The organism is Bradyrhizobium lablabi, assembly GCF_900141755.1.
In the GTDB taxonomy this organism is placed as follows: domain Bacteria; phylum Pseudomonadota; class Alphaproteobacteria; order Rhizobiales; family Xanthobacteraceae; genus Bradyrhizobium; species Bradyrhizobium lablabi_A.
The window spans coordinates 5193541-5209785 of the sequence record NZ_LT670844.1 but is presented as its reverse complement, the minus strand read 5'-3'; the positions used below and the strand labels follow the sequence as shown (position 1 = coordinate 5209785).

Here is a 16245-nt window from a genome sequence, read left to right as displayed (position 1 = left end):
GCGAACATGTCGCTACCAATGAAGTCCGTTCATGGAGGGTGGTCTCAACCGGTTGACGCAACACTTTATCTTAAAGGAGAGATGGAGTGTGGTTTGATGGCTCACAAATTTCATAGAGGGTTTACTGCGGCAGAGAAAACGGAGTTATGGGATCGCTGGAAGCGCGGGGAGTCGCTAAAGGCGATCGGACGCGCTTTTGGTAAGCAGTCATCGTCGATCTATTTTTTGGTGGCTCCGCATGGTGGGATTCGTCCTGCCGAGCGGCGTCGCTCCAGGCTGGCATTGACGCTCGCGGAACGCGAGGTGATTTCCAGAGGTGTTACGGCACATCGATCGGCCCGATCGATCGCCAAGTTGCTTGGCCGCTCACCCTCGACGGTGAGCCGGGAAATGAACCGTAATGGCGGCTATGACCGCTACCGAGCGGCACTTGCAGATGAGAATGCCTGGGCGCGAGCTCGTCGTCCAAAATGCTGTAAATTGGCGAGCAGTCCGCGGCTACGGCGAGCTGTCGCGGGGAAGCTCAGATTGGATTGGTCACCCGAGCAGATAGCCGGCTGGCTGAAGAGAACGCATCCTGAAGACGAGTGTAATCAGGTGTCACACGAGACGATCTACCGCAGCTTATTTGTACAAACCCGTGGCGTGCTCAAGAAAGAGCTGCTTAGTCATCTTCGATCGAAGCGCTCGATGCGTCGCTCCAAGCCGGTCGATCCGGATGGCGATAGACGGGGGCATATCAAGGATATCGTCTCAATCCGCCAGCGACCGGCGGCGGTTGAAGATCGAGCGGTGCCTGGCCATTGGGAAGGCGATCTGCTGTCCGGGCCGAACAACAGCTACATCGCGACCTTGGTCGAGCGTCATACGCGCTACGTGATGTTGGCCAAGGTGGCCGGTAAGGACACCCGAACGGTGGTCACCGCGCTCATCAAGCAGGCGAAGAAGCTACCAAAGGAGCTGTATAAGTCCCTGACCTGGGACCGGGGAAAGGAACTTACGGATCATCGCCGCTTTACGTTGGCGACCAAAATCGACGTCTATTTTTGCGATCCGCAAAGCCCGTGGCAGCGCGGGTCGAACGAGAACACCAATGGCCTGCTGAGACAGTACTTTCCGAAGGGCACCGACTTGTCGGTGCACTCACAAGCCTACCTGAACAAAGTGGCTCGTCAGCTAAACGAACGACCACGTGAGACCTTGCAATTTGAAACCCCAGCAGAGAGATTTAACGCCTGTGTTGCGTCGACCGGTTGAGCCGGCAGAGGAAAAGCGGACTCTGCAACCGCCAGAACCTACTTCCGAAAATGACCCATTAGCGGAGCGGCGCCAAGAATTTTAACGGCCGTGGTGAACAATTCACGATTTCTCCGCAACGATCCCAAGGCTTGGCACGGGCACGTTTCTCTCGTAGCGGATCGATTGCTGTTCAAGCTGTAACACCACAAGACCGGCTGCCTCGATCGACGCGCGCACATAAGAAGCACTATGAGCGTAGCGCCTGCCCTCGCCCATAATAAAACCGTCGCCGTCGTGCCTTTCCAAGGTGAAAGCCAAAAGGCCGCCGGAAGCCAGAACACGGCTCGCTTCCTTCAGAACCGGAAAGAGATCGGCGACATAGACCATCGCGTCGGCGGAGAGGACGAGCTCTACGCCGGAGTCAGGCGTCGTACGCAGACCCTCCAGCATATCGGTCACTTTAAGCTGGGCATAGAGACCCGTGGCGCGTGCCTTTTCGATCATACCCGGCGAAAGGTCGATGCCGATGAATTGATCGACCATTTTAGCAAAGGCGACCGCCGCCAGTCCTGTACCGCAACCGAGATCGATCGCGCGTTTGAAATTGGCCGGCTTCTGATGCGCTTGGCACGCGGACCGCACCGCCTCAAACAACACCGAGGGTCCGCGATATCCAAGACTCTCCACCAGAGCGGTGTCGAATGTAGCCGCATATTGATCGAACAGCAAACGCACATAGGCAGGTGGCATTTCGGACAATTCGTCAGCGCCCAGCCGCATCAGTTCGACGCTCGCACCGAACGGATCGGAAGGATCTATTTCACGCGCCCGGCGTAAGGCCTTGATCGCGCCGTCACGATCCCCGAGTTGCTCAAGCACTTTTCCAAGCAACCGCCAGACAGACACACGGTCCGGCTCTAACTCAGATGCCCGCCGATAGCTAGCCGCTGCCTCTGCAGTCCTACCGAGATTGCGCAGGCAATCACCTTTGACACAGAGAGCTTCAACCTGATCCGGGGAAATGGCCAGCGAAAGATCGCACTTGGCGAGCGCCTCCTCATACCGGCCTAATTCGAGCAAGACGCCGCCGCTCAGAGCTGATGCCTCCGCATTGTTGGGATCGAGCGTAAAAGCATGCTCATAGGTCAGCAACACTTCATCGTATCTACGCTGTATTCGCAGCAGGTTTCCTAATTTGATCCAACCCGCGGCCCGATTTGGAGCCAGCTTGATCGCGATGTCGAAGCTTTTCCTGGCGTCATCCAACTTGTTCTGGTCTCGAAGCAGCTCCCCGAGATTCAAGAAATATTCGTGATTGTTCGGATTGCATCTGATTGCCGAGGCGATCAGATCGACGGCCAAATCCAGCCTGTTGGTCTGCCAGTGGACCAAACCAAGAAGATGGAGCGAATCCGCGTGCTTCGGATCAAGCGTTAATGCCTGCCGACAGCGGTCTTCGGCCGGTCCATATCGTTTGGACAAAAAGTGGCGCACGGCGGCGTCGTACAGATCGGTCGCAGAGCGCTTTGTTCTGCTCTGCTCATGGCTTTTGAAACGAGGTCGAAGCCGGCCCATTGTATACGTCCTTTGGAATTGAGATCGACCAACGTATCGTTGTCGCAAAGACCCGAATCAATTCCATGATAAACCCAACTCCTAACGAAGAGATATCGTAGCAGACCAAGCGCAGAAAGTCGGTATTCCCCATGCAGTATTGGGTACTGGCCTGTTTCGACCCTCAGTCGCCTAGTTTGATTTCTCGAGTGGTGGAGTTTTTCTGATATTCCTGCCTTCGCAGGTCGAAGGCCCGGTAAGGGGCCGGTGTCCCTGGGGGCGATCCGGCCCGGCCTACCTGCGAATAGGCTCCTCAGTTGGCGGTCTCTTTTATTTCAAGCTAGTTGGAAAAATGAATATTCCGATTGGAGCTATTATCGCTTTAATCCTTTTGGCGGGCGGCATCGCCCTGTTTGGCAATCGTCTGTGGCTACTATTGGTCCGTGGCATGGTGCTCGATCGTAGCCATCCTGTGCCTACGCCAATCTCGAAAACTGCCCAACCCAAGCAGTACTGGACTAAGGCGAGTGTGCTGACCCTCATGATTTTTGGGCTCGTCTATTGTTTTATCCGAATCTTAGTCGCAGTCGTCTCACAATGATGCTGCCCAGTTTGGGGGGACTTCCGCTATTGGCACCAAACGGACCAACTGGGCCGGTCTGTTGATGTCCGTTGATCGGGGTATACCGGAAGTGGCTGGCAATGGGTCAAAACGGCGCTTTTAACCGATAGCGGACGTGGCGAGATCAGATGGTTTTAGCTGTCAGTGAGGCATCTTTCTTCGCCTCACGGCCGCGCTCGCAAGCGCTCGTTTGCCGGGACGACAGTATGAGAATTTAGCCGCAGGCGTCCGATGGCGCCGGCGCCGATCTGCATCATGACGCCGATCAGCCACCAGCAACCGATCGCGAATTCCCACATCCGTTGCGGGGCCGCGTCGAACACGATGGCATAGACCGAGATCAGCGCCGCCGCCGCCGCGAGGAATGTCCCGGTTGCGCCGAGCAGTTCGACCGAATCCCCCTGCGGAACGGGATGCCTTGCCCCGGGGGCTTTGTCGGATGCGCGCTGTCGCGGAATATCAATCCCCAGTGAGAAGCCGAAGACGCCAACCAGAATCATCGAGGCGATGAATCCGATCGAATCGAGGGCCTCGATGTTGGTTCTCGCCAGGTAGGCGGCGACAAAGGTCCCGCCAATCGCACCCGACATCGCGAGGCCCACGCGTTCCAGGATATGCGCGGCGCGGCTGAAAACAGTTTCGACTCTGGTATCTCTTTCATCTGACATGATCAGATCCTCCTTTCATTTGCTTGCCGCGCCGCTACCCGTACACCTAGAACGGATAGTAACGGACTTGCGTCATCACGATGTTATCGTTCGTCTTCGGCGCGCCGCCGACGCCCTCGAAGGCGAGGCGCTGATTGTAGGAATACTGCACACCGGCTTTGAGCGTGCCGTAGTTACCCTGGTAGATCGTATCGTAGAACCCGGCGGTGATTTGCCTGATCTCGCGCGTATTGCCGTTGCAGGTCGCCGCCGGTGAATTCTCGATGTTGCAGCCGGTGTTGTTGTAGAGCGGATTGCCGTAGCCGAACGGCACCGTGCCGACATCTGTGAATGCCGCCTTGGCTTTTTCCAATCCGGCGTAGGTGTAGATATCGAGCGTCGGCAGTGTGTGCCAAATCAAACCGACGGCCGCCGCGGTGATCGTCAACGGCAGAATGGTGCCGTCTTGCGTCAGCGTCGCATCCGGGAACGGGCTAGACGTAAAGCGGCCGAGCGCGCCGTGGGCGCCGTAGACCTGCAGGTCCAGCGTCTTCGGAATCAGCTCGGCATTGACGTGGCCGCCGAAGCTGCCGGTGTCGTAGGTATGGTTGGCGAAGTTGAAGCGATCGAACATCTGGCGATAGATCCCCCACGCTTCGACGTGCAGCCGGTACGGCCCAAGCCTCAGGTCCCACGCCGCCTTGACGGTGAAGTCGGGCACCTGGTTCAAGCTGACATTATTGGCGTTGTTGAAGAAGCTTCCGCCGGGACCGGTCAGGTTCACCAACAAGTTCGGGTTCAGCACCCCCTGCGGTCCGACGGCAGGCGTGCCGACAGCCGGGACATTGCCGCCGAAAAACGACGTCTGCGGATTTTCCGCCGACGCCGCGATCTTGAACTCCGGCCCGATGTCCTGCCAGATTCGGATTCCGGGTTGCCGGGCGGCGAGGAATCCCGGGACGGATTCGAAATCGATCACGCCGGGCGCATCCACGCCGCGCGCATCGATCCCTGCCTTGCTCGGGGCATTGAGCGACCATGACTGGCCGGCGAGGACATGAAACCCGAGATCGGTCCGATCGATCTCGATACTCATCTGGCGCATGCGCGGGTTGAACGAGTTGGTCGCGACCGAATTGGCGGTCTGCGCCGCGCCCTCGAAGTCGATTTCGCCGTAGCCCGCAAGATGCGTATCGGCGCCGGCATCGCCCTCGGCCAGAACCGAGAACCTGCTCTGGCGCGCCGAGAAGCGCGATTCCGGCGTGGCGAAATTCTTGCTCTGCGCGAAGGGAATAAAATTGTAAATCGATCCGGTATCGGATGCGAGGTTACGGGTCCGGTAGATATCGGTGAGGTCGATCCAGCCGCCGAACGTCAGCGTGACGCCTTTGTAGCAGACCTTGCCGACGGGACATGGGTTGAAAGCCGATGCCGCTGCCTTGTAGGGCGGCGGCGCTTGGATGGAAGCCTTGGCTTGCGCTTCATATACTTTCTCCTTGCGTCCCTGATCCTCCACGCGCTGTTCGAGCTGTTTCAGCTTGGCCTTCAGCAATCGTATCTCGGCTGAGGTGTCCTCCTCCGCGAAAGCGCGTTGCGGCAGGATCTGACTCGTCGAAATGAGAACGCCGCCCAGAACAATGCCCTTGAGTAATCTCACGTGAACCTCCCGCCCAGGGGAAGCGATTGTCGCACTTGCACATCGCACCTCGGTCAGGTGTGTGCATGCTTCCCCGGAGTGCGAGACTTGGGTTCAGGCGTGGATATTCGCGGGCTCGAGATTATTTCGCATCACGTTTCACTCACGTGCAGTTGTTGGAATTTTTTCGAGCGCCGATCAATCATGTAACTCCGCGTCTTCGATGCGCAAAAAAACTGGGCTCAGCGGGGGCATTGCTGAGCCCAGTCCTTGGAGGTGCAACACTCGAGAAGCACCTGGCGCAGGCGAGGTCGGGTCGATGGCGCTTCAGTAGTGTTTGACGGCTGCGGCGCGTTTGGCGTGAACCATGTGCGGCCTCACCGACATTTGCATCTGAGCCACGCTGCCGCCGTTAACCGACGCCATCGCGTCCGCCGGCCGTGCGGCGCCTGCGTTGAGAACGTCGGCGTTGGGGTGATAGAAAGCGTAGACGCCGGGCTCCTGGATCGCGGCTTGCGCAAACACCTGGGTAGCGGTTGCGGCTGACAAAATGGCGGCCGCGGCAAGAAGTGCGTATCTGGTCATGGATGGTCTCCCGTATTCGGACCCATGGTGATGTGCGTGTGGGTCGTCGGAGAGCAAGACTGAGGTTTGCGCGTTTGCATTCCCAAGAACACGATCACGGTTCAGCGATCAGGTCTTGCACGCACATTTAAAGGGCGGCGGTTTTAAAGACTTTGGTCGTCCCTGCGGAAAGCAGGGACCCATAACCACACCTGTCTATTGTTATGCCGGGCGGCGGCTCCAGCTCAGCTAAATACCAACATCGGTGGTTGTGGGTCCCGCCTCGCGCGGAGCCTGTCATCGGGCGGCGCTCCGCGCCGACCCGTTGGCTTGGCCGGGACGACGAGAGCTAAAACAGCGGCGGGATCTGCCCCACTTTCAGCGGCCCCAGAAACACCGTACCGTCAACAAAGCGCAGCGGGAATGATCGCGCCTTCTTGCCTTCCAGCACCGCTTCCTTGCCGAGCGCATTGATGCCGGCGGCAACCCCGACATTGGCGTTCTGCTTGACCACCTTGCCGAGACCGGGGATCGCGCGATCGAGCGCGCCGAGCAGGTTGTTGACGTCCTGGGTCCTGACGCCGGGCGCGACGCGATCGAGCGTTGCCTGCGGCACGCCCTCATCGAGCATCTTGTCGATGCCAAGCGCCGGGATCACCTTTTCGAGACCTGTGACCGTCATCTGTAATTCGCCGTCGAGACGACCCTGCGCGGAGAGCCCGAGCGTGCCTGCGGCGACCGCGATCAGGTCGCCCTGCTGGATGCGCGACTGCACGATCTCGGCATGGCCGCCGGCGGCCTGGATTTCGCGAAACCGCTCGGGCCAGGGTTTTGGCGAAAAATCCTTCAAACCGCTGAGCGTGATTCTCACCTCGGCATCAAACGGCTCGGTGAGCAGCGGATGCACCTCTTGCAGACTGCCGCGTTCGATCCGCAGCACGGTTTCGATCACGGGATGATCGGCGGTCGACGCTTCGGCAAAGCGGCCGTGCAGCTCTATATGCTTGGCGCGCGCCAGCGGCGCCTGCACCGACGAATTGAAGCGATCGACCTCCGGGTCGTCGAACACGACGGAGGCCCGCTGCGGGACGTCAGGGAGACCGACCACACTCGCGCGCGCCTTGCTCCAGTTCACCGCCATCAAAGGCTGCCCCCCGCGATCGGAGATCGTGGCGGGCGCGGTGAATTCCGCGATCAGCAATTTCGGATCGTAGACCTGCGCCACGACAAGGATTTCGCCGAGCTGAGCCGTAACCGACGTTTGCGCAGCGGCCTGGCCCGCGGTCTGCGACATCAGCGACACGGTGGCGCCGTCGCAGCGCACTTCAAGGCGGAACGGATAGCCGGCGACCGAGCGCTTGGCACAGTCATAGACCCGGCCGGATTGTGCCTCGTGCGCGCGCCAGGCATCGGCTTTTACGTCGACCTGGGAAGCGGCATAGAGCCAGAACGCGGTCCACGCCACGGCGGCGATCAGAAGCAGGGCGGGTGCGATGAAAAGACGCCAAAGCGGGCGCCGGCGCGGCGCGAAGGTGATATCGGTCATGTGGCGACCTTTGAGGGGCGATTTTGTCAATTAAGCGGTGCAAACCGACACAATAGCGTTAACGGAGGCAGGTTGACGGGCAAGTTAACGGATCTGGGGGCAGCGCGGAATTCCACTTCGCCTTCAAACCCTGTTCTGATAGGCGTGCAGACGATGCCCGCGAAAATCCCTTCCGAAACCGAATCCAAAGGCGACCTCTGGGTGTTCGGCTACGGCTCGCTGATGTGGCGGCCCGGCTTCGATTTCATCGAACAGTTCCCGGCGCGGCTGATCGGCGAGCACCGCGCGCTGTGCGTCTATTCGTTCGATCATCGCGGCACGCCGGAAAAGCCCGGCCTGGTGCTCGGGCTCGACCACGGCGGCGCCTGCCGCGGGATCGCATTCCGCGTCGCAGCCAGCCTGCGCCACGACACGATCGCCTATCTGCGCGGCCGCGAGCAAACCACCAACGTCTATCGCGAAGTCATGCGCTCCGTGTGGCTCGAGAACGAAGCCCGGCAGCGCGTCAGCGCGCTCGCTTACGTCGTCGATCGCGGCCATGTGCAATATGCCGGACGGCTGTCCCTGGCCGAACAGGTGCGCTACGTGCAGCAGGGTCACGGACGCTCGGGAAACAACCGCGACTACGTTCTGTCCACTGTGAAGTCGATCGAGGCGCAGGGTTTTCGCGACGGGCAATTGCATCAGCTTGCCTCGATGCTGCACGACGAAACGTCGCTGCATCGGTGACTCTTTTCTTTCCTTCTCCCCTTGTGGGAGAAGGTGGCGCGGACGTAGTCCGCGACGGTTGAGGGGTCTGCATCCGCGGATAGAACCCCTCACCCGCCTTCGCGGAGTTTATCATCGGGCGGCGCTTCGCGCCGACCCGTTGGCGAAGGCACCCTCTCCCACAAGGGGAGAGGGGAAAAGAACCTCTACGTCTTTGCCGGCACGCGGCCGAACAACTGCGCCTGCTCGGCTCGCGCCGCATCCACCAGCCGCTTGGTGGCGTCCTCGATCGAGGCCTTGATCCGCACAATAAAATCCTTGCGCGCTAGGCCCGGCGGCAGCGGATCGAGGAACTCGACGACCAGCGTGCCGGGGTAACGCATGAAGGTCCGGCGCGGCCAGAACAGTCCGGAATTCAGTGCGACCGGAATACAGGGCACGCCGGCGCTCGCGTAGATCTGGCCCACGCCGGTCATGTAGTTGGGTGTCGCGTCGACCGGGGTGCGGGTGCCCTCGGGGAAGATGATCAACTGGCGACCACCGCGAATTTCCTTGGGCGCGCGCCGCGCCATTTCCATCAGCGATCGCATGCCGCCATCGCGATCGACGCCGATCATCCGCGACTTCATCAGGTACCAGCCAAAGAAGGGAATCCAGCCGAGCTCGCGCTTGTAGATGAACAGCGGCGCATCGAAGAACTGCAGCAGCGCGAAGGTTTCCCACATCGACTGATGTTTCGACGCGACGATCAGCGGCCCGTTCGGAATTTTCTCGACGCCGCGGTATTCCACCTTGATGTTGCAGATCGCACTCATCAGCCAGATGCTGGAGCGCGCCCAGGCCTTGGCGACCCGCATGAAAACCCGCCGCGGCAGCAGGAAGGTCGGGATGGCCATCAGCATCCAGAGCACCAGCAGCACGTAGAACAGCACGTTGTAGACCAGCGAGCGCAGGAAAATCGAAACCATCGAAGACCTTGTTCAGTTGGCTTGAGCCGTTGCCGGCCGCGGCGGCGGCAGCGATCCGGTCGGCAGCTCTGCGACCTCGGGCGCGAGATCGAGGCCGACATCGGCCAGCCGTACCCGCACCTCCGCTGCGACGTATTTGACGTACTCCGATAGCAACAGCCGCATCGTCGCGCCACTCATCCACCACGGCTCGTCGCGCCATTTTTCGCCGACCACCGCGTACGGGATCAGCGCGATATCGGGCATCGCGTGCGACAATTCGACGATGGCCCGCGGCATGTGGTAATTCGATGTCACCACGATCAGCGACTTGAAGCCGCGCTCGTGCGCCCAGCGCCGGGTCTGCGCCGCATTGCTGCGGGTGTTGACGGCGGAGCGGTCGAGATCGACGCAGCAGCTCAAGAGCGACTGGTTGTCCGACAGCGACCGGGAAATATCGCTTGCCCCGCTGGTCGGATGGACGCCGGAGATCAAAAGCCGCTTGCCGTAGCCCGCGGCCAGCAATTCCATCGCATCGGAGACGCGCGAGGAGCCGCCGGTCAAGACCACGATGCCGTCGGCCTTGCGGTCGGGCTTGATTTCGGCACCGCGCAACTGCGACAGGAACGCGACAAAGCCGATCGCAGCAGCAACGAACACGGCCGCCAGCGCTGCGACGATAGCCGCGCGCAAAAAGCCGCGTGGCGCGGCGATCGGCGCTTTCGGCGTGCTATCGTCACCTTGCAGGCTCATCGATGCCAGTGGTCCTCCCCCAACACAAGTCTAGAACGTTTTGCGACGAAGTGGAGTCCGGTTTGGCGCGGTTTTGGTGACCGGCCGCGTCAATCGATGTCATCAAGCGTCGAGAACAGCGTGCGTCGCGACGCCCAGGCGGTGATCGCCGCGATCAGCACGGCCTGCACCGCGAGCGCCAGATAGCCGGACGGGCGCAGCGAAAACGTCCCCAACAGCGCCGCGAACTGGTCGCCGACCGGGGTGCCCGAGAACCAGCCGGCGATCGATTCGGAAAACCCGAAAGCGAGCATCGCGATGCCGCCGCCGATCACGCCGCCCTCGAGCCCGAGCCGCAGGAAATGCCGGAAGAACCGGTTGGCGATATAGCGGTCGCCGGCGCCGACGAAGTGCAGGACTTCGACGATCGGGCGGTTCGCCGCCATCGCACCGCGGGTCGCGAACGAGACCGAGATGATGGTCGCAATGATCACGAGCGCCAGAATGCCGATGCCGGCAAGCACCGTGGCGCCGGTCATCGAGCGCATCCGCTCGATCCAGGCGCGGTGATCGTCGACGCTGGCGGTCGGCGCCACCTGCATGATCCGGCCGCGCAGCGCCACGAGATCGAGCGTGGTTCCGGGTTGGACCCGCGCCACGATGACGCGCGGCACCGGCAGATCGTCGAGCGACAATCCGCTGCCGAGCCACGGCTCCAGCAGTTTGGCGGATTCCTCCTTGCTGAAAGGCCTGGTCTCGACGATGCCGGGTTGCGTCCGCATCGCCTCCATCACCGCCGCCGCGTCGCGGTCGAGATCGCGCCCGGCCGCGGGCCGCACCTGGATAGTGATTTCGCTTGCGACTTCCGACTGCCACTCCGCCGCCGACGCGCTCACCAACAGCACCGCGCCGGTGGTGATCGAGGCCAGGAAGGTCATGATGGCGACGACGGCGACGAGCGCGCGGCCGGCGATCGAGGCGCGCGGCACGATCGGCGACAAATTGCGCGCCCGCGCCGGCACCTGCGGGCGTTCATGCCCGAGATCCACCAGCGGACCATGCTCGTTGCCGTTTCTACTCATAGATATGCAGCCGTCCCTGATGCAGCACCAGCCGCCGCGCGTCATACTGATCCATCAGCGTGATGTCATGGGTCGCGATCACGACCGCGGTGCCCGACTTGTTCAGCTCGATGAAGAGCCGCAACAATCGCCGCCCCAGCGTCGGATCAACATTGCCGGTCGGCTCGTCCGCCAATAATAGCTGCGGCCGCGAAATCACCGCGCGCGCGATCGCCGCGCGCTGCTTCTCGCCGCCGGACAGGATCGGCGGCAACGCATCCATGCGCTCGCCGAGACCGACCCATTTCAGGAGGTCGATGACCTCCTTGCGGTAGCTGGATTCCGCGCGCCCCATCACGCGGAACGGCAGCGCCACATTCTCGTAAGTGGTCATGTGATCGAGCAGGCGAAAGTCCTGCAGCACGATGCCGATCCGCTTGCGTAAGGCTGCGATCTCATCCTTGCCGAGCAGCGAGACGTCATGGCCGAACAGATTGACCAGGCCGCGCGTCGGCCGCAGCGACAGGAACAACAGCCGGAGCAGCGAGGTCTTGCCGGCGCCGGATGGGCCGGTGAGGAACTGGAAGGAATGGGCGGGAATCAGGAAACTAAGGTCGCGCAGAATCTCCGGACCCAGTCCGTAACGCAATCCGACGTTTTCGAATCGAACCAAGCTCAGCTCCGTTCGATGTGGGGCGGGACCGGAGGCCATCCGCAAGCCCGGAACTCGCCGGGTTCGCGGCGGTTGCGAACCAGACAAATTGGTTGTGCTTCGGTTATGGTTTCCGATTCGTTAACGGTCGCCTTGTAGCATCCCGGCAAAGTCATTGTGGAGATTGGCTCCATGCACATCATTTGCCCCCATTGTACAACGTCCTACGCCATTGATCCGGCTACCTTGGGCGGGGCTGGCCGTACCGTGCGCTGCTCCCGTTGCAAGGAGGTCTGGATGGCGCGCCGGGAGGATGCGATCGAGATCGCAGCCCCGGCGGCTGCAATGGCGGCTTCCGGCCAGGGGGCCGGGGGGACGGATGATGCCGCCGCGGAATGGGAGGCTCTCGCCCGCGAAGAAAACGAGGGGTCGGATACCCCCGTCGTCGACAGCCCCTCGATCTCGGGCGACTGGCCGGTCGACGGCGAGAGCTCGGATCAGTCCCGCGAGACCGACTGGGCCTCGATGGCCCGCGGCGAGATGGACGACGCCGGGACCGCCCGGCGAGGCCGGTCGTGGCTCGGCAAGCTCTTGCCACGGCCACGGATTGGCGGGTCGGGCAAGCCCCTCGTCAGCCTGCCGACCGCCTGCGCTGCCATGGGTGCGCTGGTGCTGGCGCTGACCATCTGGCGCGTCGATATGGTGCGGCTCTTGCCGCAGACCGCCACTTTTTACAAGATGGCTGGCCTCGAGGTGAACCTGCGCGGGCTGATGTTCAAGGACGTCAAGGTCACATCCGAGACCGTGGAAGGCAAACCGGTGCTGGTGATCGAAGGCGTGATCGTCGGCGAAGGCCGCAAGACGGTCGAATTGCCGCGCCTGCGCTTCAGCGTTCGCGACGCGCAGGGCGCGGAGATCTACGCCTGGAACGCGGTGCTGGAGCAGCCCGTGTTAAAGCCGGGCGAGCGGGCCTCGTTCAAGTCGCGTCTGGCCTCTCCGCCCCCCGAAGGGCGTCAAATCGATGTACGCTTCTTCAACAAGCGGGATCTCGCCACCGGCAACGTCTGACGGCGGCCTCAAGGATCCCGGCGCGAAAGGGTAAAATGCTCGATGCCGCGCGTGCTGATCGCCGACGATGAAGTTTCCATGCGCACGCTCGTGGCGCGCGCCATTGCGATGGACGGCCATGAAACCGTCACCGCGGAAGACGGTGCCGAGGCGCTGGAAATCCTCAGCCGCGAACCGGGCGCGTTCGATCTCCTGCTCACCGATATCCAGATGCCGGTGATGGACGGCATCGCGCTGGCGCTGGCGGCGGCGCGCGATTTCCCGGAGCTGACGATCCTGTTGATGACCGGCTTTGCCGATCAGCGCGAGCGCGCGTCAGGCCTCAACGCGATCGTCTACGACGTGGTTACAAAACCGTTTTCGGTGGCCGATATCCGCACTGCGGTGGCCGCGGCGCTGGCGGCGCGGAAGGCGGGGTAGAGAACACGCGCAAAAAAGTGCGCGATCTCTCCACTCGTCATGGCCGGGCTTGACCCGGCCATCCACGTCTTTGTCTCCCGAGAAAGAAAGCAAGACGTGGATCACCGGGACAAGCCCGGTGATGACGGTTTTGGGTTTGGACGAAGCTCTAATAATCCTTCAGCAATCGCTCGATGTAATCGAGTTCGATCTGCGGGCGGTTCGGGTCGGCGAGGCGGCGGCGCAGTTCTTCCAGGATCCGGCGCACCCGCTGCACGTCGATCTCGCCGGGAATCTTGACTGAATAATCATCGGTGTATTCGTGCCCGTGCAGCGGCCGTCCGAGCGGATCGCTCGAATTGGCGCTGCCCTGCTGCCGGCCCATCCGATTGCCGGGGCCGTCGCCCTGGCCATCGCCCTCGCCTTGCTGCATCGATTCGGCAAGCGACTGGGCGCCCTTGCGCAGCGCGTCCAACGCCTTGCCCTGCGAGTCCACGGCACCGTCGGCGTTGCCCTCTCCGAGCTTGCCGCTGGCATCGCCCATCGCGGAGTCCGCCTGGCCGAGGCCGTCCTCATCGCCCTCCTGGTCGCCTTGTTCGCCCTGTTGGCCCTGCTGACCCTGTTCGCCCTTCTGGCCCTGCTCGCCTTTCTGCCCTTGCTGGCCCTTTTGGCCTTTCTGGCCTTTCTGGCCCTGCTGGCCCATGCCGCGCTTGGCAAGCTCCTGCTGCAGTTTCTTGAGCCGGTCGCGCAGGCTCTGCTGGTCCTGCTGCAGGTCGCCCATGCTCTGATCGCCCTGCTTGCCGCGCATGTGGTCGCGCCGCGAATCCTGGCCCTGCTTGAAGGTCTTGTCGCGCAACTGCTGCTGCTTGCGGATCATGTCGCCGAGTTCGTTCAGCGCCTGCTCCATGTCATTGTCGCCGGACTGGCCGGGCTGCGCCATCTGCAGATTTTCCAGCATTTCCTGCAGCTGCTCGAGCAATTGCTTGGCGGCTTCCTTGTCGCCGGAACGCGACAGCCGCTCCATGCGCTCGATCATGTTGTTGAGGTCCTGCTGCCGCATCACCTTGGTATTGGGATCGAGCGGGCGGGCCAGTTGCTGCGGATTATTGCGCTGCTGTTCGGCGAGCTGGCGCATGAAATTATCCAGCGCCGCGCGCAAATTCTCGGTGAGCTTCTTGATCTCCTCGTCGCTGGCGCCGCGCTCCAGCGCCTGCTTCAGCGCGTCCTGGGCGGCGCGCAGGGCCTTGTCGACATCGGTGATGTCGCCATCCTCGATGGTGACGGCGAGCGACCACAGGCTGGCGACGACCTCGCGCAGCGCGTCGTCGGTGCGGGCGGCCTCGAGCTGGCGGCTGACGCTGTAGAGGCCGAGATATTGCCCGGCCTCCGGCATGAACACTTCCGGCGCGATCATCAGCGCATCGAGCGCGGCATAGACCTGTCCGTTCTGATTGGCGTCGAGCGCCAGAATTCGGCGCTGTTCGATCAGCGCGCGCGCCAAAGGTTTGGTAAAGAGACGCTCGGGGAGCCGCAGGTTGAACGGCTCGCTGTGGCCCTCATTGCCGGCCTCGTCCTTGGCGGTCAGCGTCAAGGTGACGTCGGCGCCGGCGTAAGGATCCTCGCTAAGGTCCTTGACCGTCTGGCCGACGCCGTTGCGGGTCCGCGCGTTCGGGAGCACCAGCGGAAATTGCGGCGGATCGAACAGCGGCCGCGCGGCCGGCGCATCTTTCGACGCCTCGCCGGGGCGAGCGGCAATATGTGCCCGCGCTTCGGTGACGCCGTAATCATCCTCGATCTTGTAGGACATCTGCAGCGAGCCGCGGGCCTGACGCTCCGGATCCTTTGCCAGTGCAATCGTCGGGGCGCGGTCGGGGATCGCCGTAAAGTTCCATTGCGGCTGGCCCGAAGGCGCGCGGACATGCAGCGTACCATCGCCGAGAATCGTGAAGTGGCGTTCATTGGTGCCCTTCGGCGCCTGCTCGGCCGGTGCAGCTTCGGTCACGCCGCCGCCCGCCAGCACATCGAGCGTGCCGCCGCTCGAGCGCACGATCAGCGTCGAGCCCGCCGGAACCGGCAACGGTCCGGCGGCCGGGATCGCGGCTTCCTTGTTGGCCGCCGAGAGAATGATCGGCGGCTTGCCGGTGTAGATCGGCGGCGTCACCCAGGCATCGACCCTGATATTGGCCGGCGCCAGCACGCCGTTCCAGTCGAACGCCGCCACCGTGCGCAGCATGCGCTCGTCGCCGGCGGCGACATAGGCCGCAACCAGCATCACCACGACCAGCGCGCGCAGCGCCCAGGGATCGTGGATCGCAAGCCGCGGCGACGGAAGACCTGCACGAATTCGCTTGATCGATGCCAGCGTGCGCTCGCGCTGCGCCTGCCACAGCGCCTGCGCCACCGGGTCCTGGGTCGCCAGCGTATCGGTGAGTGTGGTTGCCGGGCGGTGGCGGATGCCGGACCCGCGGTCGAGCCGGCTCAAGGCCTCCTCGCGGATTGGCCAGCGAAACCGGACAAAGGGAAGCAGCGCGCCGAGCGCCGCCAGCACGAACAGACCGAGCCCGATAGCGCGCGCCAGGAATGGCAGTGCCAGCCACAACCCGGCCCAGGACACCACCAGAAACAGTCCGATGACGGTCAAAAGCCGCGCCAAAGGCGGCCAGCTGCGCTCCCACGCGATCGCATATTTGGCCCGCTGCAGGGCCTGCGTCAGCTGGTGCTGCGAAACGGTGTCAGGGCTTCGCGCCGGTTCAGACGGGTCAGGAGTGGTACCGCTCAATAAGCTCTCCGGGTTGCCGACGCAGTTAGCCTAACACAAGGGCGGCAGTGAGGCACGTCCCGCAATGCACAACCCACACCTGAAATCGCGC

The 16245-nt window shown here is 62.4% G+C and carries 15 protein-coding genes; 5 read left to right on the top strand and 10 right to left on the bottom strand.

Features of this window, described 5'->3' with window-relative positions; translation table 11 throughout:
* Window positions 1–96: 96 nt before the first annotated feature.
* Window positions 97–1257 (top strand): IS30 family transposase, encoded by a 1161-nt coding sequence (locus B5526_RS24315; protein ID WP_079544746.1) that lies wholly within the window; start codon window positions 97–99, stop codon window positions 1255–1257.
* A gap of 102 nt (window positions 1258–1359) precedes the next feature.
* On the opposite strand, the gene B5526_RS24310 is transcribed toward B5526_RS24315, so the two are convergent.
* Window positions 1360–2814 (bottom strand): tetratricopeptide repeat protein, encoded by a 1455-nt coding sequence (locus B5526_RS24310; protein WP_079542398.1) that lies wholly within the window; start codon window positions 2812–2814, stop codon window positions 1360–1362.
* Between the two features lie 331 nt (window positions 2815–3145).
* Between B5526_RS24310 and B5526_RS24305 the strand changes: the two genes are divergently transcribed.
* Window positions 3146–3394 (top strand): hypothetical protein, encoded by a 249-nt coding sequence (locus tag B5526_RS24305; protein ID WP_079542397.1) that lies wholly within the window; start codon window positions 3146–3148, stop codon window positions 3392–3394.
* 185 nt (window positions 3395–3579) lie between these two features.
* Here the strand turns inward: B5526_RS24305 and B5526_RS24300 are convergent, their stop codons facing one another.
* From B5526_RS24300 to B5526_RS24285, 4 genes are all read right to left on the bottom strand, one after another.
* Complete coding sequence (locus B5526_RS24300) at window positions 3580–4083, bottom strand: hypothetical protein (RefSeq protein ID WP_079542396.1); 504 nt, start codon at window positions 4081–4083, stop codon at window positions 3580–3582.
* Window positions 4084–4129: 46 nt separating this feature from the next.
* Window positions 4130–5719, bottom strand: a complete 1590-nt coding sequence (locus B5526_RS24295; protein ID WP_244562048.1) for a hypothetical protein — start codon at window positions 5717–5719, stop codon at window positions 4130–4132.
* A gap of 306 nt (window positions 5720–6025) precedes the next feature.
* Window positions 6026–6283: a hypothetical protein gene (locus B5526_RS24290; protein ID WP_154071427.1), complete on the bottom strand. Its 258-nt coding sequence runs from the start codon at window positions 6281–6283 to the stop codon at window positions 6026–6028.
* Window positions 6284–6611: 328 nt separating this feature from the next.
* On the bottom strand, window positions 6612–7808 hold the full coding sequence (locus B5526_RS24285; RefSeq protein WP_079542394.1) for a DUF2125 domain-containing protein: 1197 nt from the start codon (window positions 7806–7808) through the stop codon (window positions 6612–6614).
* A gap of 153 nt (window positions 7809–7961) precedes the next feature.
* Here B5526_RS24285 and B5526_RS24280 point away from each other — a divergent pair, with 153 nt between their 5' ends.
* The gene (locus tag B5526_RS24280; RefSeq protein WP_079545278.1) at window positions 7962–8537 is read left to right on the top strand and encodes a gamma-glutamylcyclotransferase; all 576 of its coding nucleotides are present in this window, start codon (window positions 7962–7964) and stop codon (window positions 8535–8537) included.
* A gap of 185 nt (window positions 8538–8722) precedes the next feature.
* On the opposite strand, the gene B5526_RS24275 is transcribed toward B5526_RS24280, so the two are convergent.
* The 4 genes from B5526_RS24275 to ftsE all read right to left on the bottom strand — a co-directional run bounded on the left by B5526_RS24275 (window position 8723) and on the right by ftsE (window position 11929).
* A complete protein-coding gene (locus B5526_RS24275) occupies window positions 8723–9484 on the bottom strand; it encodes a lysophospholipid acyltransferase family protein (protein WP_079542393.1) in 762 nt (253 codons plus the stop codon).
* 12 nt (window positions 9485–9496) lie between these two features.
* Entirely contained in the window at window positions 9497–10216 is a 720-nt protein-coding gene (locus B5526_RS24270; protein ID WP_079542392.1) for a YdcF family protein, read from the bottom strand.
* An 89-nt stretch (window positions 10217–10305) separates the two neighbouring features.
* On the bottom strand, window positions 10306–11277 hold the full coding sequence (locus B5526_RS24265; protein ID WP_079542391.1) for a cell division protein FtsX: 972 nt from the start codon (window positions 11275–11277) through the stop codon (window positions 10306–10308).
* On the bottom strand, window positions 11270–11929 hold the full coding sequence (ftsE, locus tag B5526_RS24260; protein WP_079545276.1) for a cell division ATP-binding protein FtsE: 660 nt from the start codon (window positions 11927–11929) through the stop codon (window positions 11270–11272). The genes B5526_RS24265 and ftsE overlap by 8 nt, the downstream gene beginning before the upstream one ends.
* Window positions 11930–12100: 171 nt before the next feature.
* Between ftsE and B5526_RS24255 the strand changes: the two genes are divergently transcribed.
* Entirely contained in the window at window positions 12101–12976 is an 876-nt protein-coding gene (locus B5526_RS24255) for an MJ0042-type zinc finger domain-containing protein (RefSeq protein ID WP_079542390.1), read from the top strand.
* 42 nt (window positions 12977–13018) lie between these two features.
* Window positions 13019–13396, top strand: coding sequence for a response regulator (locus tag B5526_RS24250; protein ID WP_079542389.1), 378 nt, complete (start codon window positions 13019–13021; stop codon window positions 13394–13396).
* A 148-nt stretch (window positions 13397–13544) separates the two neighbouring features.
* On the opposite strand, the gene B5526_RS24245 is transcribed toward B5526_RS24250, so the two are convergent.
* Window positions 13545–16154 carry a TIGR02302 family protein gene (locus B5526_RS24245; protein WP_079542388.1) on the bottom strand — a complete coding sequence of 870 codons (2610 nt, stop codon included), beginning with the start codon at window positions 16152–16154 and terminating at the stop codon, window positions 13545–13547.
* Window positions 16155–16245 lie beyond the last annotated feature (91 nt).

Coding starts and splice junctions, on each gene's coding strand:
- B5526_RS24315 (WP_079544746.1), top strand. CDS start 97: ATGGCTCACAAATTTCATAGAGGGTTTACTGCGGCAGAGAAAACGGAG.
- B5526_RS24310 (WP_079542398.1), bottom strand. CDS start 2,814: ATGGGCCGGCTTCGACCTCGTTTCAAAAGCCATGAGCAGAGCAGAACA.
- B5526_RS24305 (WP_079542397.1), top strand. CDS start 3,146: ATGAATATTCCGATTGGAGCTATTATCGCTTTAATCCTTTTGGCGGGC.
- B5526_RS24300 (WP_079542396.1), bottom strand. CDS start 4,083: ATGTCAGATGAAAGAGATACCAGAGTCGAAACTGTTTTCAGCCGCGCC.
- B5526_RS24290 (WP_154071427.1), bottom strand. CDS start 6,283: ATGACCAGATACGCACTTCTTGCCGCGGCCGCCATTTTGTCAGCCGCA.
- B5526_RS24285 (WP_079542394.1), bottom strand. CDS start 7,808: ATGACCGATATCACCTTCGCGCCGCGCCGGCGCCCGCTTTGGCGTCTT.
- B5526_RS24280 (WP_079545278.1), top strand. CDS start 7,962: ATGCCCGCGAAAATCCCTTCCGAAACCGAATCCAAAGGCGACCTCTGG.
- B5526_RS24275 (WP_079542393.1), bottom strand. CDS start 9,484: ATGGTTTCGATTTTCCTGCGCTCGCTGGTCTACAACGTGCTGTTCTAC.
- B5526_RS24270 (WP_079542392.1), bottom strand. CDS start 10,216: ATGAGCCTGCAAGGTGACGATAGCACGCCGAAAGCGCCGATCGCCGCG.
- B5526_RS24265 (WP_079542391.1), bottom strand. CDS start 11,277: ATGAGTAGAAACGGCAACGAGCATGGTCCGCTGGTGGATCTCGGGCAT.
- B5526_RS24255 (WP_079542390.1), top strand. CDS start 12,101: ATGCACATCATTTGCCCCCATTGTACAACGTCCTACGCCATTGATCCG.
- B5526_RS24250 (WP_079542389.1), top strand. CDS start 13,019: ATGCCGCGCGTGCTGATCGCCGACGATGAAGTTTCCATGCGCACGCTC.